22 protein-coding genes are annotated in these 19391 nt (G+C 70.4%); 9 read left to right on the forward strand and 13 right to left on the reverse strand.

The genetic code is table 11. The features are described from left to right. Positions 1 to 3: 3 nt before the first annotated feature. On the forward strand, positions 4 to 261 hold the full coding sequence (locus AB0I04_RS10740) for a cell division protein CrgA (protein WP_360881955.1): 258 nt from the start codon (positions 4 to 6) through the stop codon (positions 259 to 261). A gap of 167 nt (positions 262 to 428) precedes the next feature. On the opposite strand, the gene AB0I04_RS10745 is transcribed toward AB0I04_RS10740, so the two are convergent. Beyond that, positions 429 to 1316, reverse strand: a complete 888-nt coding sequence (locus AB0I04_RS10745; protein WP_360881957.1) for a rhomboid family intramembrane serine protease — start codon at positions 1314 to 1316, stop codon at positions 429 to 431. 32 nt (positions 1317 to 1348) lie between these two features. Further along, positions 1349 to 1867, reverse strand: coding sequence for a peptidylprolyl isomerase (locus AB0I04_RS10750; RefSeq protein ID WP_360881959.1), 519 nt, complete (start codon positions 1865 to 1867; stop codon positions 1349 to 1351). 366 nt (positions 1868 to 2233) lie between these two features. Here AB0I04_RS10750 and AB0I04_RS10755 point away from each other — a divergent pair, with 366 nt between their 5' ends. Further along, on the forward strand, positions 2234 to 2848 hold the full coding sequence (locus AB0I04_RS10755; protein ID WP_360881961.1) for a hypothetical protein: 615 nt from the start codon (positions 2234 to 2236) through the stop codon (positions 2846 to 2848). 98 nt (positions 2849 to 2946) lie between these two features. Next, positions 2947 to 3675 (forward strand): acyltransferase, encoded by a 729-nt coding sequence (locus tag AB0I04_RS10760; RefSeq protein WP_360881963.1) that lies wholly within the window; start codon positions 2947 to 2949, stop codon positions 3673 to 3675. 89 nt (positions 3676 to 3764) lie between these two features. Here AB0I04_RS10760 and AB0I04_RS10765 read toward each other — a convergent pair whose 3' ends face one another. The 3 genes from AB0I04_RS10765 to AB0I04_RS10775 all read right to left on the reverse strand — a co-directional run bounded on the left by AB0I04_RS10765 (position 3765) and on the right by AB0I04_RS10775 (position 8197). After that, positions 3765 to 4049 (reverse strand): GNAT family N-acetyltransferase, encoded by a 285-nt coding sequence (locus AB0I04_RS10765; RefSeq protein WP_360881965.1) that lies wholly within the window; start codon positions 4047 to 4049, stop codon positions 3765 to 3767. Positions 4050 to 4128: 79 nt separating this feature from the next. Beyond that, positions 4129 to 4929, reverse strand: a complete 801-nt coding sequence (locus AB0I04_RS10770) for an antibiotic biosynthesis monooxygenase (RefSeq protein WP_360881967.1) — start codon at positions 4927 to 4929, stop codon at positions 4129 to 4131. A 40-nt stretch (positions 4930 to 4969) separates the two neighbouring features. Then, entirely contained in the window at positions 4970 to 8197 is a 3228-nt protein-coding gene (locus AB0I04_RS10775) for a BTAD domain-containing putative transcriptional regulator (RefSeq protein ID WP_360881969.1), read from the reverse strand. Between the two features lie 109 nt (positions 8198 to 8306). Here AB0I04_RS10775 and AB0I04_RS10780 point away from each other — a divergent pair, with 109 nt between their 5' ends. Further along, positions 8307 to 9059, forward strand: coding sequence for a sulfite exporter TauE/SafE family protein (locus AB0I04_RS10780; protein WP_360881971.1), 753 nt, complete (start codon positions 8307 to 8309; stop codon positions 9057 to 9059). A 70-nt stretch (positions 9060 to 9129) separates the two neighbouring features. Here the strand turns inward: AB0I04_RS10780 and AB0I04_RS10785 are convergent, their stop codons facing one another. Beyond that, a complete protein-coding gene (locus tag AB0I04_RS10785; protein WP_360881973.1) occupies positions 9130 to 9765 on the reverse strand; it encodes a hypothetical protein in 636 nt (211 codons plus the stop codon). Positions 9766 to 10181: 416 nt separating this feature from the next. Next, entirely contained in the window at positions 10182 to 11057 is an 876-nt protein-coding gene (locus tag AB0I04_RS10790) for an oxidoreductase (RefSeq protein WP_360881975.1), read from the reverse strand. Positions 11058 to 11150: 93 nt separating this feature from the next. On the opposite strand from AB0I04_RS10790, the gene AB0I04_RS10795 reads away from it, so the two are divergent. Continuing rightward, on the forward strand, positions 11151 to 11819 hold the full coding sequence (locus tag AB0I04_RS10795; protein WP_360881977.1) for a DNA-binding response regulator: 669 nt from the start codon (positions 11151 to 11153) through the stop codon (positions 11817 to 11819). Here AB0I04_RS10795 and AB0I04_RS10800 read toward each other — a convergent pair. Further along, a complete protein-coding gene (locus tag AB0I04_RS10800) occupies positions 11809 to 12780 on the reverse strand; it encodes a TIGR03564 family F420-dependent LLM class oxidoreductase (RefSeq protein ID WP_360881979.1) in 972 nt (323 codons plus the stop codon). The genes AB0I04_RS10795 and AB0I04_RS10800 overlap by 11 nt on opposite strands. 93 nt (positions 12781 to 12873) lie before the next feature. Between AB0I04_RS10800 and AB0I04_RS10805 the strand changes: the two genes are divergently transcribed. After that, complete coding sequence (locus tag AB0I04_RS10805; protein ID WP_360881981.1) at positions 12874 to 13191, forward strand: helix-turn-helix transcriptional regulator; 318 nt, start codon at positions 12874 to 12876, stop codon at positions 13189 to 13191. Between the two features lie 161 nt (positions 13192 to 13352). Here AB0I04_RS10805 and AB0I04_RS10810 read toward each other — a convergent pair whose 3' ends face one another. From AB0I04_RS10810 to AB0I04_RS10820, 3 genes are all read right to left on the reverse strand, one after another. Further along, positions 13353 to 14156 carry an inositol monophosphatase family protein gene (locus AB0I04_RS10810; RefSeq protein WP_360881983.1) on the reverse strand — a complete coding sequence of 268 codons (804 nt, stop codon included), beginning with the start codon at positions 14154 to 14156 and terminating at the stop codon, positions 13353 to 13355. Further along, positions 14153 to 14974 carry a DUF5919 domain-containing protein gene (locus tag AB0I04_RS10815; protein ID WP_360881985.1) on the reverse strand — a complete coding sequence of 274 codons (822 nt, stop codon included), beginning with the start codon at positions 14972 to 14974 and terminating at the stop codon, positions 14153 to 14155. The genes AB0I04_RS10810 and AB0I04_RS10815 overlap by 4 nt, the downstream gene beginning before the upstream one ends. A 579-nt stretch (positions 14975 to 15553) precedes the next feature. Continuing rightward, entirely contained in the window at positions 15554 to 15979 is a 426-nt protein-coding gene (locus AB0I04_RS10820) for an ArsI/CadI family heavy metal resistance metalloenzyme (RefSeq protein WP_360881987.1), read from the reverse strand. 144 nt (positions 15980 to 16123) lie between these two features. On the opposite strand from AB0I04_RS10820, the gene AB0I04_RS10825 reads away from it, so the two are divergent. Genes AB0I04_RS10825 through AB0I04_RS10835 form a run of 3 tightly spaced genes read left to right on the forward strand, consistent with a single transcriptional unit; the run spans position 16124 to position 17348 of the window. Then, positions 16124 to 16438 carry a metalloregulator ArsR/SmtB family transcription factor gene (locus AB0I04_RS10825; protein ID WP_360882405.1) on the forward strand — a complete coding sequence of 105 codons (315 nt, stop codon included), beginning with the start codon at positions 16124 to 16126 and terminating at the stop codon, positions 16436 to 16438. Beyond that, positions 16435 to 16851 (forward strand): arsenate reductase ArsC, encoded by a 417-nt coding sequence (locus AB0I04_RS10830; protein WP_360881989.1) that lies wholly within the window; start codon positions 16435 to 16437, stop codon positions 16849 to 16851. Before AB0I04_RS10825 ends, AB0I04_RS10830 begins: the two co-directional genes overlap by 4 nt. Further along, positions 16848 to 17348: an N-acetyltransferase family protein gene (locus AB0I04_RS10835; protein WP_360881991.1), complete on the forward strand. Its 501-nt coding sequence runs from the start codon at positions 16848 to 16850 to the stop codon at positions 17346 to 17348. The genes AB0I04_RS10830 and AB0I04_RS10835 overlap by 4 nt, the downstream gene beginning before the upstream one ends. A gap of 16 nt (positions 17349 to 17364) precedes the next feature. On the opposite strand, the gene hemC is transcribed toward AB0I04_RS10835, so the two are convergent. Continuing rightward, entirely contained in the window at positions 17365 to 18312 is a 948-nt protein-coding gene (gene hemC / locus AB0I04_RS10840; RefSeq protein WP_360881993.1) for a hydroxymethylbilane synthase, read from the reverse strand. 112 nt (positions 18313 to 18424) lie between these two features. Continuing rightward, entirely contained in the window at positions 18425 to 19177 is a 753-nt protein-coding gene (locus AB0I04_RS10845; RefSeq protein ID WP_360881995.1) for a helix-turn-helix domain-containing protein, read from the reverse strand. Positions 19178 to 19391 lie beyond the last annotated feature (214 nt).

Below are 19391 nucleotides of genomic sequence, written 5' to 3' on the forward strand. Positions count from 1 at the left end.
ACCGTGCCCAAGTCGAAGGTCCGCAAGAAGGCCGTCTACACCCCGCCGCAGCGCTCGCAGAAGGTCTCGGTCAGCCCCCGGTGGCTGGTGCCGACGATGGTGGGCTGCTGGCTGCTCGGCCTCGCCTGGATCGCGGTCTACTACATCACCGCGAGTGTCAGCGCGACGGTGCCGGTGATCACGTCGCTGAGCAACTGGAACCTGCTGATCGGGTTCGGCGTGATCGTGATCGGCGTGGTGCTGTCGACGCGCTGGCGTTGACTTCCCCACACGGTTATCCACAGGCTGTGGATCGCCCTGTGGGTTATCCACAGCGATGATCCCCAGCTCGTCTCCTCCGCTCGTCACGGGCGGACCGTGCCGAGCCTCGTCGCTCCATGCGTCGTGTCCTCTCCCGCGCGGATCCCTTGACCCGCGCGGGAGAGGCTTCACGACGTGAGCGCGGCGGTCTGCACCACGGTGAGGATCACGAGCAGCGCCGCGACGACCGCCGACGCGGCGACCTGCACGACCTTCTGCCGCCCCCGCGGAGCGTAGGCGAACGCCACCGCGAGCACCGCACCCGTGACCAGCCCGCCGACGTGCCCTTCCCAGGAGATCCCGCGGAAGGTGAAGGTGAACATCAGGTTGATCACGATGAGGAAGACGATGCCGCGCGTGTCGACGCCGAGCCGGCGTCCGACCACGAAGAACGCCGCGAACAGCCCGAAGATCGCGCCGGAGGCGCCGACGGCGGGCTGCGACGGGTCGACGAGGTAGAGCAGGACGTTCCCGCCGATCGCCGACAGGACGTACAGCACGGTGAACCGCAGCCGGCCGAGCACCTGTTCGAGCTGCGGGCCGAGCACCCACAGCGCCCACATGTTGAACAGGATGTGGGTGATGCCGAAACTGCCCGCGTTCATCGGCATGTGCAGGAACGCCGCCGTGATGAGGCGGTACCACTCGCCGTCGACGACGCCGAATCCAGGGATCCCGCCGTGCGCGGTCATCCCGCCGACCATCTCGAACCGGTCGACGAACGGCCGCGACACCAGCTCGCCGATGTAGGCGAGGACGTTCAGGCCGATGAGCGTCAGCGTCACCACCGGCCGGGCCCGGACCCGGCCGCCGAACACCGTACGCGCCTCACGCACCGTACGGTTGCCATCGCGCACGCACTCGGGGCACTGATGCCCCACCGAGGCGACGCGCATGCAGTCCGGGCAGATGGGCCGGTCGCAGCGTGTGCAGCGGACGTACGTCTCCCGGTCCGGATGCCGATAGCACATCGATGCCTCGGGAGCCGGTGCCTGCTGCGGCGAATCGGTGCTCATCGTCGCCTTCTCGTCGGTGGCCGGTTATCCGTCTAACGACGCTCGATCGTCACCGATTCCAGAACCACGTCCTTGACCGGACGGTCGTTCCGGCCGGTTTCGGTCTTGGCGATCGCGTCGACGACCTCGGAGCCCTGCACGACCTCACCGAAGATCGTGTGGCGGCCGTTCAGGTGCGAGGTCGGGACGACGGTCACGAAGAACTGCGAGCCGTTGGTGTTCGCGCCGGCGTTGGCCATCGCCAGGAGGTACGGCCGGTCGAAGCGCAGGTCCTTGTGGATCTCGTCCTCGAACTCATAGCCCGGGCCGCCGAAGCCCTGGCCGAGCGGGTCGCCGCCCTGGATCATGAAGCCGTCGATGACCCGGTGGAAGATCGTGCCGTTGTAGAGCGGGTTGGTCGACCGCACTCCGGTCTCGGGGTGGGTCCACTCCTTCGTCCCCTCGGCGAGGCCGACGAAATTCTCGACGGTCTTGGGAGCTTTATCGGGGAACAGGCGGATGACGATGGGGCCCAGGGTGGTGTTCAGCGTCGCGATGAGTTCTCCGGCCATGGAGACCGCCTCCTTGTTTCGGGGTGTGCCCTCGGTGGGCGCGTCGGTTACCTGTCACTGAAGTAGCCAACGCTACTTGTCTTCACCGGCGTCCCGGACGACCCCGCCATCATCGTCGCGGCGGCCGCACGACATCGGCTCCGATGGCCGTACGGCATCCGACCGCGTCGGACGCGGGGCAGCCGTCCCCGGCATGCGGTCCCGGTGCCCGTACGCGTGCGGTCCTGGCGGCCGTACGGCATGCGGTTCCGGCGGCCACAGGATCTCCCTACCCGGCGGCCGTACGGCATCCTCACTGATCCGGTGATTGACATCGCCTGCCGTGGGAACAGGTTGGTCGAGACTGCACATTACGGAGGGGTATCGATGTCCCTACGATCTATGACCGGAAGGAAGCCGCAGGTCAAGCTGCGCGGTTCACGGCTGACCCAGGCGCAGAAGCGCGCCCTGCGCAGCGCGCGGCAGCTGCGTCTCTCCGGGCTCAGCCGGGCGCAGAAACGCGCCATCCGATCGGCGCAGCAGACCGCTCAGCGGACGGCGCAGACGGCACAGAGCGCCAGACAGACCGCGCAGGGCGCCAGGCTGACGGCCCAGAGCGCCGCCCAGCGGACCGTGCAGCGGGTCGCCCCCACCGCGGGTCAGGCGCGCCAGATGGCCTCGACGGGCATGCAGAACGCCCGCGTCTGGAGCGCACCGCGGCTCGAGCGGGCCGGCGCGTACGTCGAGCAAGAGCTGGGCCCCCGGGTCGGTTCGATGCTTCGCCGGACGGCCGGGCGGGTCGAGCCGACGCAGCCTCGGCGCGGTCGGCGCGGCATGGCCGCCATGCTGCTGGCCGTCGGTGGTGCCCTCGGTGCCGCCGGTGCGATCGCGACGCGTCGCAACATGACGCGCAAGCAGGCCGAGGAGTCCGAGGCACCGACCGAGCGTCTCTCCTCGGTGTCGGGTGACGAGGGCGCCGAGGAGCGTGCGCACACGTCCTGACGGATCCCGATCGGCGGCGAGCCCGGCTTCACGGCCGGGCTCGCCGCCGTTTTCACTTAGGGATCAAGATGGACAGGACATGCCGTACCGTTTCCGGCATGTCGCTAAGGTCGTTGCTGGGTTCCGCGACCCGCAGAGTGGTGGCGGTGGCCCTGCACCGGGGCTTGGAGTGGGTCCGCCGGCACGGCGAGATCACTCCGAGCACCCCCGCGGGCCGGCGGTTCGGCCACCTGGGCAAGGGCGTCTGCATCGGCTTTCCCACGGGTGCGCTGTTCGGCGAACCCTGGATCCACATCGGCGACGACACGCTCGTCGGCGTGCACGTCACGATCTCGGCCGGCTTCGGCCCCGGCCTCGACCTCGGCCCGGACCCCATCGTGAAGATCGGGAAGGCCTGCTCCATCGGGCGGGGCAGCCACATCGTCGGTCACGAGTCGATCGAGATCGGCGATGACGTCTTCACCGGGCCGTACGTCTACATCACCGACCAGAACCACGGTTACGCCGATCCGGACGTCCCCGTAGGCCGGCAGTGGCCGGTCAACGACGCGGTCGTCATCGGCGACGGCTGCTGGCTCGGCGCCGGCGCCATCGTCCTGCCCGGCACCCGCCTGGGCCGGAACGTCGTCGTCGCCGGAGGCGCGGTCGTACGCGGGGAGTTCCCCGACCACGCCGTCATCGCCGGCGTGCCCGCCAAGGTGGTTCGGCGCTACGACCCGGAGACCGGCTGGCGGCCGCCGCTGCCGGAGGTACCGCTGGACGAGGCGACGCTGGCGGCCCTCGCCGGGCTGCCGCCGATCCCGAAGCGGGACGAGCTGGCGAGCTGACCGGCGCGCATCCGGGCCTCCCGGTCAGGGGCGGCTGCTGGTGACTGGATCGGTGGGTTCCCCTGACCGCCGCGCATCCGGTCTCCTGGTCAAGAGTGGCTGCCGGTGACGAGGTCGGCGTACTCGGGGTGCCGCTCGATCCATGCCTTGGCGAACGGACACAGCGGCAGCACCCGCCGGCCCTCCTTCCGCCACTCGTCGAGCGCGGTACGGACGAGCGCGCCGCCCACCCCGTGGCCCTCGAACTCGGGCGCCACCTCGGTGTGCGTGATGACCATGAGGCGGTTCTCGTCCCGGTAGTCCATGAGGCCGGCGGGCCGGTCGTCGACCCGCGCCTCGTACCGGCCGTCGGCCTTGGTCACCGTGACGTCCATCGTTCCCCCATCGGTCGCTGCTCGGACCACCATGATGCCGCTTTCCGGCCGACTTCACTTACCGCGCAAAAGCCGCAGGTCATCCACCGACGTACGGCGGTGCGACGCCCCAGCCCCAGTGGGGCACGGGCGCCTGCTGCACGGGGTGGGCGCCCGGCTGTGAGTTGGCGAGGGCGAGGCGGGTTCCCCACTCGATGTAACCGACGAACGCCGCCCGGAACTCCGGGTCGTCCGGCAGGCCGACCTCGTCGGCGGCGTCGAGGAGAAGCTCGGCCCACCGGCGGCGCTGCCGCTCGGTGATGCCCTTTCCCAGGTGCCGGCTCAGCATGTGGTGGTAGCCGCCGCGCTGCTCGGTGTAGCGCGCCGGTCCGCCGAACACCTCGCTCAGCCATATCGCGACGTATTTCGGGTGGTCGGCGTCCATGTGCGCGAAGAGCGGCCCCACCAGGTCGTCCTTGAGAACCTCACGGTAGAACGCCGCGGTGAGCCGCTCGAAGGCCTCCGTTCCGCCGGCCCAGTCGTACAGGGTGGGCACCGATCCGCCGGCGCCCTTCACGGCGGTGCGCCGGTAGTGCCGCATCTCCTCGATCTGGTCGACGTACGGCCCGATCTGCTCGAAGAACGCCGTGAAGTTCGCGCTCTTCCGGAACCCGGAGAGATGCCCCTCTTCGGACGTCCAGCAGATGCGCAGGATGTAGGACTGCTCGTCCTCGGTGCACCGGGTGAGTTCGTACTCCACGCACTGGGGTGCCGCGCCGAGTGGCACGGCGGCACGTGCGTACGCCGCCTCGAACTCGTCGCGCATGTCGGCGGGGACGCGGTAACGGATGTACTCGACGATCACGGTCTTCCTCCAGCCGCAGAGCCATGAGGTACTCATGTAATCATGTAATTGCCCACCCTGGGAGTCGATCGTGAACTCAGGGCGTAAGGGTCAGCGCCTGCTCTCGCGTGATCCGGCGGCCCCGCGCGTACGCCGCCTCGAACGCGTCGGCGCCGAGCGCGGCCAGCGCGGCGGCTCGGGCCCGGTCGTGCTCCAGGCTCCACGGCGAGACGAAGCCCTGCAGAGCGTGCGCGCAGCCGAGGAGCTCCGCCGCCCTGGCGTGCTCGCCGCGCGCCGCGGCCAGCGCCGCGATCCCCTCGACGACGGGTCCCACCGTCTGGTCGATCGGCAGCCTTCCGACTTCCGCGAGCATCACCAGGGCCTCGGTGTGCCATCGGGCGGAGGCCTCCAGGTCGCCCTCCTGTTCGGCGAGGCAGCCGAGGCGGCCGAACGTCGTCGCCGCGCACGTCCCCATATCGACCCGGGCCTTCCTCGGCTCGATGGCCGCGCGCGCCCGCTCCAGCAGGTCCTTCGCCTCGCGCAGATCGCCGGCTCGACGCGCGAGCTCGCTCAGCCAGACGTGGCCGTACGCGATGAGGCCGTGCTCACCGATCCGCTCGCCGGCGCGCACCGCCTGCCGCAGTTCGGCCCGTGCCCGCTCGACGTCCCCCGCCTGGCCGTGTGCCCTGCCGAGCTGGATGAGCAGCATGGCCCCCTGATCCGGGCTGATCCCCTCGGTGGCGTATCCGTAGGCCTCCCGCACGGCGGGCATCGCGTCCTCGGGACGGTCTTGGGCCAGCGCGACCTCCGCGAGGATGCTCAGGCAGGTGACCATGCCCCAGCGTTCGCCGAGTTCCCGAAAGCCCGCGTACGCCTCGGCCGCCTCGGTGTGGCACTCTTCGACCGCTCCCCGGTTCGCCGCGAGGTAGGCCCGGAACACGCGCACCGCCGCCCGGGTCCAGGGATCGGGGTGATCGGAGATCTCCCTCAGCCCCCGCAGGCATCCCTCGAGGTCGCCGCCGAAGATGGCGGTGAGCGGGCGGCAGATCGCCAGCACCGGGTGGGCGGGCTGGTCGGGGACGTGGGAGGCCACCCGCACCATCGCCGCGCGCAGGGCCTCCGTCCGCGGTCCGTCGCCGCGGGACATCTCCCGCACGAGCTCGGCCGAGAAGGCGCAGATGGCGTAGGCCTCCTCGGCGCCCTCCGGCGCGCCGCCGTCGACGATCGCCCAGACCTCCTCCGCCCAGCCTCCGGCCTCCGTCTCGAGGTCGCTCATGACCCAGAACCACGCCAGCGCACCGACGAAACGGACGGCCGTCGGCACGTCACGGGTGTCGACCGCATAGCGGAGCGCCGCGTTGCAGTTGTCGCGCTCGGCGCTCAGGCGCGCGGTCCAGTGCAGCTGATCGTGACGCCGCAGCTCCGGCTCCGCCCGCTCGGCGAGATCCAGGAAGTACGCGGCGTGCGCGTCCTTCCACCGTTCGGCCTCGCCCGCCTCGGCGAGGCGTTCGGCCGCGTACGCCCGTACGGTCTCCAGCAAGCGGTACCGGACCTCGGCGTCACCCTCCGCGACCACGAGCGACTTGTCGACCAGGGAGGTGATCAGGTCGATGACGTCCTCGCCGAGGACCTGGTCGGCCGCCTCCGGCGTGACGCCCCCGGTGAACACCGAGAGCCGCCGCAGCACCCGGCGTTCGGCGTCCTCCAGCAGTTCCCAGCTCCAGTCCACGATCGCCCGCAGCGTCCGGTGCTGCGGCAGCGCCGTACGGCTGCCGACGGTCAGCAACCGGAACCGGTCGTCGAGCCGGGACGCCACCTGCGCGGGTGTCAGCACCCGAAGCCGGGCGGCGGCCAGCTCGATGGCGAGCGGGATGCCGTCGAGGGCCCGGCACACCTGGACGACGGGCCCGACGGTCTCGGGGTCGACCACGAAACCGGGCCGGACGGCCGCCGCCCGTTCGGCGAACAGCCGAATCGCGTCATGGGCCAGGGCCGTCTCGGCGTCGGCGTCCGCCGGAGGCAACGGCAGCGAGAGCACCGGGCACAGGGACTCGCCGGTGATGCCGAGGGGCTCGCGGCTGGTGATGAGGATCCGCACGCCCGGCGCCGCGGCCAGCACGCGATCCGCCAGCCGCGCGGCCGCTTCGACCAGGTGCTCGCAGTTGTCCAGCACGAGGAGCAGCCGCTTGTCCGCGAGGACGTCGACGAGCCGGTCCAGCGGCCAGACGATCTCCTTCGCGTCGATGAGCCGGATCGGCTCCGCGACGCCCATCGCCACCACCACGGCCTGCGGCACCTCGGCCGCGTCCCGTACGGGCGCGAGCGGGACGAACCAGACACCGTCCGGCGTGGCGGCGATCGCCCTGGTCGCGGCCTCGATCGCCAGCCGGGTCTTGCCCGCTCCGCCGTGTCCGGTCAGCGTGACGAGCCGGGACCCGGCGAGCAGCTCGCCGACGCGGTCCAGCTCGCGATCCCGGCCCACGAAGCTCGTGAGCTGGGCCGGCAGGTTGCTGAGGCCCTTCCGCCGGTCGGGACGCCCGTCCGGTGACGGGTCCCGCCCAACCTCCACCGGTACCGGCGGAACGCTGTGGGCCGACCCGTCCGTCTCGCCACGCAGGATCGCCAGGTGGACCGCCGCCAGCTGCGGCGACGGGTCGACGCCCAGCGCGTCGGCGAGCTCCCGCCGGGTCTGCTCGTACACGGCCAGCGCGTCGGCCCGCCGACCGGCCGCGGACAGCGCCCGCATGAGCTGCCCGCGCAGCCGTTCGCGCAGGGGATGCCGTACGGCGAGTTCTTCGAGCTCGGGGACCAGCCGGTCCCCGTCGCCGAGGGCGAGTTCCACGTCGCCCCGATCCTCGATGGCGGAGATCCGCAGCTCCTCCAGGCGCGCGATCGGACCGGCGGCGAAGGCCATGTCCGCGACGTCGGCGAGCGCCGGGCCGCGCCACAGGCCGAGGGCCTCCCGCAAGAGCGCCGCCCGGCATGCCGGATCGCCCTCGGCACGGGCGGCCGCGACGAGACGCTCGAAGGCGACCGCGTCGACGTCGGCGGGATCGGCCGTGAGCCGGTAGCCGCCCGGCGTCGAGACGACGGCGTCCCGGCCGCCGACTCCGCGCAGCCGGGAGACCAGGGCCTGGAGCGCGTTGACCGCCCCGGCCGGAGCCGTGGTCTCCCACAGGTCCTCGATCAACCGCTCGACCGGGACCGAACGGCCCGTGTCGAGTGCCAACCGGATCAGCAGCGCGCGCAGCCGGGAGCCACTGATCTCGACGGGTCGGCCGGTGCCGTCTCGTACGTCCAGCGGCCCGAGCATGGCGATGCGCACGCTGCCATTGTCCCCATTCGCGGTGCCGCTCGGTCGATCATCCGTCCGATGCGGCCGGGGTCGCATGCCCGCGTCATCCGGCGATCACGCGGTGTGCTTGGGTACTGGTGTGATCACGGCTCATCTGCCCATCCTGTTCGGCGTCGGCGTCCTCGCCGGGGTGGTCAGTACCGTGGTGAGCCTCGCGTCGATCGTGTCCTATCCGGCTCTGTTGGCGCTCGGGCTGCCGGCCCTCAGCGCCAACGTGACGAACACGGTGGCGCTGGTGTTCACGGCGGTGGGCGCCACGGCCGGCTCGCAGCGGGAGCTCACCGGGCAGCGTGCCCGGGTGCTGCGGCTGGGCGTCCTGACCGCACTCGGTGGCGCCACGGGCGCGGCGCTGTTGCTGGTGACGCCGGCGCGGATGTTCGAGCTGATCGCGCCGTGGCTGATCGCGAGCGCGTCCCTGATCCTGCTCCTGCAGCCGAAGGTCGGACGGCTCGCGGAACGTTCCAAGGGCGAGCACAGCCGGCTGCTCCGCCTGGGACTGTTCACGGTCGCCGTCTACACCGGCTACTTCGGGGCGGCCGGCGGGATCCTGATGCTGGCCGTGCTCTCCGCGATGATCGACCTGCCGCTGGTCCGCGTCAACGCGATCAAGAACACCGTCGCGGGGCTGGCCAACGGCGTCGCCGCACTGGGGTTCGCGCTGTTCGGGCCGGTGCAGTGGGACGCCGCCCTCCCGCTGGCGGCGGGGTTCCTCGCGGGCGGCTGGATCGGCCCCTCCCTCGTGCGCCGTCTCCCCGGCGAGGCACTGCGCGTCCTGGTCGCCGTGTGCGGAGTGGCCGTCGCGATCAAGCTCGGCGTCGACAGCTACACCTGAGCACCCATTCGGAATCCCGGGTACGGCCAATAAGATCAATTTCCCTGCTTTTTAGGTAGGCATGGAATGATTACCTCATCGGTGGACGCCTGACCGGGAGGGCTGCTGGATGGCGCTTCCGAACTTCCTGGTGATCGGTGCTCCCAAGGCGGGCACCACGGCACTGCACGCCGCGCTGGCGTGCCACCCCGACCTGTTCATGTCCGCCGTCAAGGAGCCGAAGTGCGACGGTCTCCCCGCCGTCCGTGACGACGGACGAGATCCGCACGCCCCGCGAGTCCCAGTGGCCGGGGCGGCCCGCCAGCACCGTGCCGTGCCACGTCCACTCCAGGCCGTCGGCGCTGGTCGCGTAGTCGGTCACCATCTGGTCGGCCTCTTCCGGATCGGCGAGCGGGTGGCAGGACGCCCACAGGTGCCACCTGTCGCCCTGGCGGAGGATCACCGGATCCTTGACCCCGATGAGGTCACTGCCGGGAAGCACCACCTCGGCCGTTGACGGGTCGAAGGACCGCGGGTCGGCCGCCTCCAGAACCTCGACCCGCCAGTGCTTGGTCCCCGGAGTGGCGCAGCTGAGGTACAGGCGCCAGGTGCCCTCCGGCGTCACGACCAGCGCGGGGCGCTCCAGCGACTCGGCCGCCATCTGATCACTGTCGATGACGCACAGCGTCTCCAGCCGTTCGCCGTCGACCGCGTGCGCGACCACCACGGCGTACCCCCGACCGTGCCCGATGGGACGGCGCAGGCGGTACGCGAGGTAGATCTCGCCGTCCGCGACACAGGCACTGGGCGCTCCCGCCCAGTAACCGCCGCCCTCCTGGGGCGGGGGACGACGACGCGGGACCGCTCGTACGACGGCAGGGGAAACGGCATGGAGTCCTCCTCTGAGCGCGCCGGCGAAGGGGCCGCACCGGCACGGGCGCGACGGCCGTCCAGGCGACGCCCCTCGGCGCCGCGCGTGAGCGATGACCGTTACCAACGTAACCGAGTATGGAAAGTAAATAAGCCGCTCAGCTGCGGTGATGTCAAAATCTACCCTCGGGCGTCGACCCTCGCCGGTCAGGCGACAGGGTTGACGACGCCCCGCCAGGTGGAACCCGGCGGGGCGTCCTTGGGAGGTTCGGTTCACGCGGTCAGTTCGGTGAGGTCCTCCTCGACGAGGTGGATACCGGCGGCTCCGACGTTCTGCTCCAGGTGGTCGAGAGACCCGGTGCCGGGGATGGCGAGCAGCACGGGCGAGGCCGCCAGGAGCCAGGCCAGCGCCACCTGTTCGGGCGTCGCATGGCGGCGGGCACCGACCTTCGCGAGCCGGTCCCGGTCGAGCGGCCGGTCGCCGCCGCCGAGCGGGAAGTACGGCACGAACGCCACGCCGAGTTCCTCGCACTGCGCGAGCAGCCCGCCGTCGGCGCCGTGCTGGACGTGGAAGTGGTTCTGCACCGCCGTGACCGGGGCGATCGAACGGGCCTCGGCGAACTGCGCGGCGTCCACGTTGCTCACGCCCAGATGGCGGATCAGTCCCTCTTCGCGCAGCCCGGCCAGGACCTCGAACCGCTCGCCGATCGACGCTCCACCGGGGGGCGTGAGGCCGCCGACCCGCAGGTAGACCAGGTCCAGGCGATCCAGGCCGAGCCGTCGCAGGTCCTCCTCGACCAGGCCGCGCAGCTGATCGGGGGTCGCCTCGCCGCTGGGGATCCCGTCCGGCCCCCGGAGCGGTCCGACCTTCGTCGCGATGACCAGGTCGTCGGCGTACGGGGACAGCGCCTCACGGATCAGCTCGTGAGCGCGTACGTCACCCCGCTCGTAGAAGCCGGCCGTGTCGATGTGGTTCACGCCCAGCTCCACGGCGCGGCGCAGCACCGCGATCCCGGTCTCGGGGTCACGAGCCGGGCCCCGGAAGCTGCCCGTGGGGAGCCGCATCGCGCCGAAGCCGAGCCGGTTGACGCGCAGGTCCCCACCGATGAGGAAATCGCCGCCCGCGGCGGCCGTCACGTTTGTCGTCATGTCTCCACCCTGACGCCGCCCTCCGGCCCCGGGCCAACGGCTGGCAGCAACCTGCCATTGCCGCGCCGCGCCGGGATCGGGAGACTTGGTGGGGTGACGAACGACGAGGTCATCAAGGTCCGCGGAGAGCGCGAGCTCACCGCCCGGGCCGGCCATCTGTTCGCCGGCGTGACGTCGGAGTTCATCTGCGCGGCCACGGACATGGACACCTGGTCGCACCGGGACACCCGCAAGGCGATCGCCGTCCGGATGCGTTCGACGCTCACCGAGGGCGAGGTGGTGGCGCGCAAGCTGTACACGCCCGCTGCGCTGGCGGATGAGGAGCAGCGGGATCACTTGCTCGCGGTCGCGGGCATGGGTGCGCGGGTACGCATCTGCGCCACGGGCCTGCCGCACGAGACGATCATCATCGACCGGCGGGTCATGATCCTCGCGGGCACCGTCGTGGCCGGCGACCGGGAGTTCACCGTCACCACGTCGCCGGCCCTCATCAGCGGTGTGCTGTCCCTGTTCGAGGCCACCTGGGAGGCCGCGACCGAGCTCACCGCGTATCTGCACCGTGACCCGCCTCAGGTCGACGTGGAGGGCAGGCGGATCCTGCAGGCGCTCGGCGACGGGCTCACCGACGAGGTCGCCGCGCGGCGGCTGGGGCTCTCGCTGCGGACGTACCGGCGGCGCGTGGCCGAGCTGATGCGCCTGCTGGGGTCCGAATCCCGGTTCCAGGCCGGCGTGCACGCCGGCGAGCTGGGCCTCATCCCCTGACCGAGACACCCCGCGCGCGGGCGAGCCGGCCGAGGAGCTCCCATGTGCGCAGCCGGTCCTGGGGTGTTCCGAGGCCGGTGTTGGTGACCACAACGTCCGTGGCTCCGGCGGCGAAGTAGGCCTCGACGTGCTCGGCGAGCGTGTCCTCGTCGCCGATCGCGGCGAGCTCAACCGCATGCTCGACTCCCTCTCGGTCGAGCACGGCGCGATACGACGGGATCGTCCCATAGAAGGCGAGGGCCTGCTCAGCCCGGACCCGGGTCGACGTGGGATCGGCGGTGACCACACCGGGGAAGGCCGCGATGATTCGGGGAGCCGGCCGGCCAGCGGCCTCGGCCGCTTCGCTGACGATCGGCAGGATGTGGTCGGCGATCGTCTTTGGACCGGCCAGGTAGGGCAGGGTGCCGTCGGCGAGTTCGCCGGTCGCGCGCAGCGCCTGGGGCCCCATCGCGGCCACGACGACGGGAACCGAGGGCTCCGCGCCGGGAACACGCGCCGACGACCAGCCCTTGCCGGTGTCGGCGGTGAGCGTCGGGCCGTGCACGTCGGCCGTACCGTCGGCGAACAGCGAGGCCAGCGCGGTGAGGTAGTCCCGCAGATGGCGGATCGGCCGATCGTACGGGGCTCCGAAGACGCCGGTGACCATCGGTGCGGCGGACAGCCCGACGCCGAGGGTGAAGCGGCCGCCGGTCGCCGCCTGCGCCGTCTGTGCCTGGCCGGCCAGCACGATCGGGTGGCGCGGGTAGATGGGCACGACCGAGGTGCCGACCCGGATACCGGGCACCTCCCGGCCCACGAGACCGGCGACGGCGATCGCGTCGACGTCGAGCCGCTGCGCGAACCAGACCTCGTCCAGCCCGGCGGCGGCCGCTTGTCTCGCCTCGTCGATCATCGTGTCGACGACGTTCGCCGCGGCTGCGATGCCGTCCGGCCCTGCGGGAAGCGCGATCCCGATACCCATTTGATCCCCCAATTGTTCGATAATCCCGAACTATGGAACGTTGATACCATGCTCGGGTTCGATCCGGTAGCCCGCGACGCGAGGAGAGGGAGGATGGTGCGTACAACACCGAAGCCCGCCGTCGACGACCTCGATCTGGCGACGGTCCTCCACGCGCTCGGCGACCCGGTGCGCCTCGAACTGGTCCGCCGTCTCGCCACCGACGGCGAGGTCGGGTGTGGCGCACCGGACCTGTGCGTGCCGAAGTCGACGCTGTCCAACCACTGGCGGACGCTCCGGGAGGCGGGGCTGACGTCGACGCGGATCGATGGACGGAACCGCTGGATGACCCTGCGTCGCGCGGACCTCGAAGCGCGTTTCCCCGGGCTGCTCGACGCGGTGCTGGCCGTGTCCGCACCCGCGGGCCACTGACCTGCCGCATGCCTGCGGCGGGCCGCTGAGCGACCACAGGACCGGTCGGCAGCGACCAGACCGCTCGCCGCCCCGGTTCACCAGTGAACGCAGGATCGCCGACCGGCGGATTATTCGGGATCCGCGCGGCACGAACCGCCGGGAATCGCGGGCGGCGCCGGTCAGGCGACGGCCAGGGTCCGCCCGATGAGGGTGCTGATCTGCTCGGCGACACCGGGCGCGGCGGCGATGGTGGCGGTCGAGGTGGCGGTGTGCTCGCTGCCGTCGTGGTCGACCACGGTGGCTCCGGCCTCGCGGGCGATGACGACGCCCGCCGCGGTGTCCCACGGCTTGTTCGACATGCTCACGCTGACGTCCAGCCTGCCTTCGGCGACCCAGGCCAGGTCGATGGCCGAGGAACCGAGCATCCGCACCCGCTGGACCTCGGCGGCCAGGGCGGCGGTCAGGGCGAGCCGCAGGCGGTTCTTCTCCTCGGCGTCCGACCCGACCGCGTAGTCGCCGATGGCCACGATGGCGTCGTGCAGCGCGCTCGTCGCGCTCGCCGTGATGCGCCGCTCTCCGACGTGGGCGCCGGCGTGCTCGACGGCCGAGTAGCAGGTGCCGAGGAACGGCAGGTCGATCACTCCGAGGACGGCGCGGCCTCGGTGGAGCAGACCCAGGGAGACGCCGCACAGCGGGAGTCCGTGCACGAAGTTGGCCGTGCCGTCGATCGGGTCGAGCGCCCACAGCAGGTCCCCGTCGGCGTCGCCGGTGACCCCTTCCTCCTCCCCGAGGATCGGCACGGCGGGCGCACGGTCGCGAAGGTACGCCCGTACGGCGCGCTCGACGGCGTAGTCGAGGTCGCTGGCCATGTCCCGGTCGCCCTTCGCGGTGAGCAGGCCGGGTGCTCGGGAGCGGATGAGATCGGCGGCGATCGTGACGGCGTCGAGAGCGACGGGCAGCAGCGCTCCGACTGACGTCGTCATACCGGCCGACTCCGTTCCGACAATTCGCGGTAAATCTGCTCAAAGGTGTTATACAACCCCACTCCGTCAGGGTCACGGCGGAGCAGAAACGTCGGCGAGTCGACGCCGCGGGCCTGGGGCAGGTACGGCTGCATCACACACGTCGCGCCGTCGATCAGGACGATGCCGAATCGGATGGTCTCGTCGTAGACGGCGAGTGACAGGCGGTCGCGGGCCTCGGCCGGCAGGCGGTCACGTACGCGCGCCAGGACCTCGATGTTCAGTTTGGTGAGCGTGGACAGGTAGTGGTCGGTGTAGCCCTCTTCGCACTCCCGCGCCTTGATGGCGTCCCCGTCCGGGTCGAGGAAAAGGCACTCCAGCCGGGTGCCGCTCTCGACGAGGTGGCGCAGCCGCTGGTCCGGATACTGCTGGCAGAGGAGGTTGAGCGACAGCCCGGCCGCCCTGATGTCCTGCGCGTCGTCGAACATCACCTGCGGCGGCATGGCGTAGGTGAACTCCGCGCGGGTGGTAAAGACGGCGGCCACACCGGCCAGCGGCAGACCGGGACCGTCCAGAACGACGAGCGGGAGGGGACCGTCGGCGGGCGGAGCGGCCGCGGCGCGATCCGCCCCGGGCGGGAGGTCGTCCGACCACGGCCCGAACAGCTGGTCGGCCGTCCACCCGGGGAACATGGTCTCCAGGACGCGGCAGTGATCGGTGTAGGGCAGCCGTTTGAGTCCGCCGGAGATCCAGCGGTGCAACTGCGCACGGCTCGGAGCGGTGCCGACGAGGTCGCGATCCACCTTCCTGGCCGCGTTCTCGTACGCGGCACGAAACATCCCATACCGCATTAATTGCCGCTGTTGCACCAGAATTCGGAGCAAAGTCGGTTGCCGTTCTTCACTTTCATCCACACGGCCAGCCTAGCCAGCATTTATCCGCACGACGAGACAAATCCGAGACGGAGACAAGACATTGGCGTCGAAAAAGCGCCTTGCATGGCATCGAGACGAAACACCAATAAGAAGGATGCTATGACCGGCGGGTGAGACAGCTGTTCCCGGGGGCGTTGGAGGGCAGCGGCGGTGTACGCCGATCACAGTGAAAAAGTGCGGCTCCTCGTATCCTTGTGCCGTGAACTGGCCAGACTCGGGTTGCCTTCGATGATGAGCGATGCCAGGCCGGCACTGTCGGTGCACGGCGGTCCCATGGATCCCCGAGTGTGGATATCCGTGAGCGCGTGCGGGGAATTCTTCGAATGGTGCCCGTGTCCCGGAGATCGACTACCGGCCGCGGACCCGGAAACGGCCGCCGAACGCATCGCGGCACATCTGCGCAGCGACGTCGACCGCCACGCGACCCCGGCCGAACACTCGTCATGAACGGGACCGGGTCCGGCGGGCTGCGGCGATGGGCTGTTAGGCGGTGGTGCCACAGCAGGCGTTGCCGGCGGCGGTTCCGTCCTTGCTCAGGGTGTCGGCGTCGGCCTTGACCACGTACACCTCCCAGGGCTCCCGCCCAGGGCCGTGGACCCAGACCTTGTCCTGCAGGGCGTAGCAGCAGGAAGTGTCGTTCTCCTCGAAGGCGGCCAGGCCGGCCGCCTTCAGTCGCTCGGTCGCGGCGGTGACCTGGCCGGTGTCCTCGACCTCCACACCCAGGTGATCCATCCGGGTCGGCTCGCCGGCCTCACCTTCGATGAGCACCAGCTTGAGCGGGGGTTCCGCGATGGCGAAGTTGGCGTAGCCAGGGCGGAGCTTGGCCGGTTCGGCGCCGAACAACTTGGAGTAGAAGGCGATTGAGCCTTCCAGGTCGGCGACGCGAAGCGCGAGCTGGACACGGGACATGACGGGTCTCCCCTCAACGACGAGGTTGTTTCGACGGATGTCGATATAGCGGAGGTTGGCACCTAATTAGCCGCATGTCAACATAGACGTGTGTCGAAACAAGAGTTGCCGGTCCTCACCCAGAACACCGGATGCTGCACGCCGATGCTCCACGAGCCACTGGGCGAACAGGATGCCGCCGAGCTGGCGCGGATGTTCAAGGCCCTGTCGGACCCGATCCGGCTGCGGCTGCTGTCTCTGATCGCCTCCCGTCAGGGCGAGGAGGTGTGCGTGTGCGATCTGACGGGCCCGTTCGACGTGTCCCAGCCGACCATCTCCCACCATCTGAAGGTGCTGCGAGAGGCCGGTCTCGTCGGGTCTGAACGGCGCGGGACGTGGGTGTACTACCGGGTACTCCCGGCCGCTCTGGCCCGGCTGTCCGCCCTGCTCCAGGCGCCGACCGTCGGAGTGAGCGCATGAGCACCGGCGTGCCTTCGGTGCTTTTCGTGTGCGTGCACAACGCCGGACGCTCTCAGATGGCCGCCGCGTTCCTCACCCACCTGGCCGGCGACAAGGTCGAGGTCCGCTCGGCCGGGTCCGCCCCCGCCGACGCGGTGAATCCGGCCGTGGTCGCGGCCATGGGCGAAGTCGGCATCGACATCTCGGCCGAGACTCCGAAGGTGCTCACCACCGAGGCAGTACGGGCCTCCGATGTGGTGATCACCATGGGGTGCGGGGACGCGTGCCCGGTCTTCCCCGGCAAGCGCTACTTGGACTGGCAGCTCGATGACCCCGCCGGTCATGGGGTCGGCGCCGTCCGCCCGATCCGCGACGAGATCGAACGCCGTATCCGCGGTCTGCTGGCCGACCTGCGGATCGAGGTATCCGCGTGAGCGCTCCGGCCCAGATCACGGCCATGCGGCCGGAGCACGCGGCCGAAGTCCTGAAGATCTACCAGCGCGGCATCGACAGCGGTGACGCCACGTTCGAGACCACCGCCCCCACCTGGGAGGTCTTCGACGCCGCCAAACTGCCCGACCACCGCCTGGTCGCCGTGGACGACAACGGGCGGGTGCTGGGCTGGACCGCCGTGGTGCCGGTCTCCGACCGCTGCGCCTATGCCGGAGTCGTCGAGCACTCCATCTACGTCCATCCCGACGCCCAGGGCCAAGGAATTGGCTGGGCGCTGCTCACCGCCCTGCTCGCCTCAACCGACGCCGCCGGGATCTGGACCGTGCAATCCGGAATCTTCCCCGAGAACACCGCCAGCCTCGCCCTCCACGCCAAAGCCGATTTCCGGGTCATCGGCACCCGCGAACGCATCGGCCGCCACCACGGCCGCTGGCGCGACGTCGTCCTCATCGAACGCCGAAGCCCGACCGTGCTGTGACGCGACGATCGTCGGTTCAGTGGGGGATACCGGCGATGAGGTCGTGGGCGCCCTTGCGTACGAGTGAAGCGGCGACGTACGCGCCGAGCTCGGGCGCGCGGTCGGGCTTGTCCCACTCGTGGGCGTCGGCGAACGTACCGCCCTCTGGAGAGAACACCATGCCGATCAGCGACAGCCGCCCGTCGCCGGTGGTGGTGCAGTGCCCGGCGATCGGGCTGTTGCAGTGTCCTTGCAGGCCCTGCAGCATCGCGCGCTCGGCCGTCACGTGCATGCGCGTCTCGGCATGGTCCAGCAGCCGTACGAGCTCCATGACGCCCGTGTCGGCGGTGCGGCACTGAACGCCGATGACGCCGGCGCCGACGGCCGGGCACATCGTCTCCAGCGGCAACACCTGCCCGACGCGGTCTTCCATGCCGATACGGCGCAGCCCGGCCTGGGCGAGGATCATCGCGTCGAACCGCTGCTCGGCGTCGAACCGGGCGAGCCGGGAGTTGACGTTGCCACGGATCCGATCGACATGCAGATCCGGGCGCACCCGCAGAATCTGCGCCTTGCGCCGTACCGCGCTGGTGGCGACGCGCGCGCCGGCCGGGAGCTCATCGATGCTGCTGTACGGCGAACCGGCGGGGAAGACGACGACGTCGTGAACGTCCTCGCGTTCCAAGTAGGCGGCGAAGGTCGTGCCCTCGGGCAGTGGGACGTCGCCGGGGACGTCCTTCATGCAGTGGACCGCGATGTCGATGTCGCCGCTCAGCAGATGGCGGTCGATCTCCTTCAGGAACGCGCTCTTGCCGCCGAGCTCGGCGAGGTCGCCCTGCCAGCGGTCGCCAGAGGTCTGGATGCCGACGATCTCGGCTTCGAGCCCGTTGACCTGGTCGGTGAGCAGATCGCGGACCTGGTCGGCCTGAGCCAGTGCCATCGGCGAGGTCCGGGAGCCGATGCGAATACGAAGATCGGGCAGCATCCGACCAACGTAGTCGGGCTGCCTGCCTGCCGTTGCAGCGGTCGGCGCATCGGCGTGATGAGGTCATTTTCCGCTGGTCGCACCTTCCAGAGCTCCGAGCCGAGACGGCGCTCTATCCGCGATCTGAACTGACAGTGCCGCTTGAGGTCGCTTCGGTGTTGGTGTGGAGGACTTCGCGGGCTTGGTCGGCGGCGCGGGCGAGGCTTTCGCCGACGAAGTCGACGAAGCGGGCGGCGTTCTCCAGGCGGACGGCGGCCGGGGTGCCGGGGCTGAGGATGGCGACCCCCTGCCGGAAGATCTCGGCCTGCTGGGTGAGGGCCCGGGCGCTGGCCATCGTCGACTGGTAATAGAGATCGTCGTCGACGACGTAGCGGTCGCGGCGGCGTTCGTCGTGTTCACGGCGGACGAGGTCCTGGCTTTCGAGAAACGTGATCGCTTTGGAGATGGACGCCGGGCTGACCTGGAGGCGCTGGACGAGTTCGGACGCGGTGAGGCTGCCGGAGTCGCTGGTGTAAAGGCAGACCAGCACGCGGGCCATCATCTTGTTGGACAGGCCCGATTCCATGAGGACGGTAGTCAGCATCTCCTCGTACTCGCGGACCGCCTCGGCATCGCGTCCGTGTGGCTGGGGGACCGGCTCCGATCCTCGGAGGGAGGCGGGCCTGCGCCGGCGGGTGCGGCGTTCGGTCGCGCGGTGGGCCAGCTCGGCGCGGTAGCCGGCGGGGCCGCCGTTGCGCATCACCTCACGGGTGATCGTCGAGGTAGGGCGGTCCAGACGTCGGGCGATCTCGGCGTAGGCCAGACCGTCGGCCAGCCCCACCGCGATCTGCTGGCGGTCCTGCTGGGTGAGCCTGCCTCCGGGCATCGCGATCTCCTTCGTGTTGCTTCGATGCCTCCACCCTAGCGTTCACTCTCACTCGATTGCAACGCGCAGGCATCGCTTGTTGCGTTACCTTCCAGGGTCATCGCAACGATATTTCGGCATTGACCTGCGTGTCTTCTGATTTCACGCAAAGATCTTGTTGCCGAATCCAGAAAGGCAACGTAGCGTTTGCGATGTCAGAAACACACCACAGCGC

The sequence above is a fragment of the Actinoallomurus sp. NPDC050550 genome, assembly GCF_040655075.1.
GTDB lineage: Bacteria > Actinomycetota > Actinomycetes > Streptosporangiales > Streptosporangiaceae > Actinoallomurus.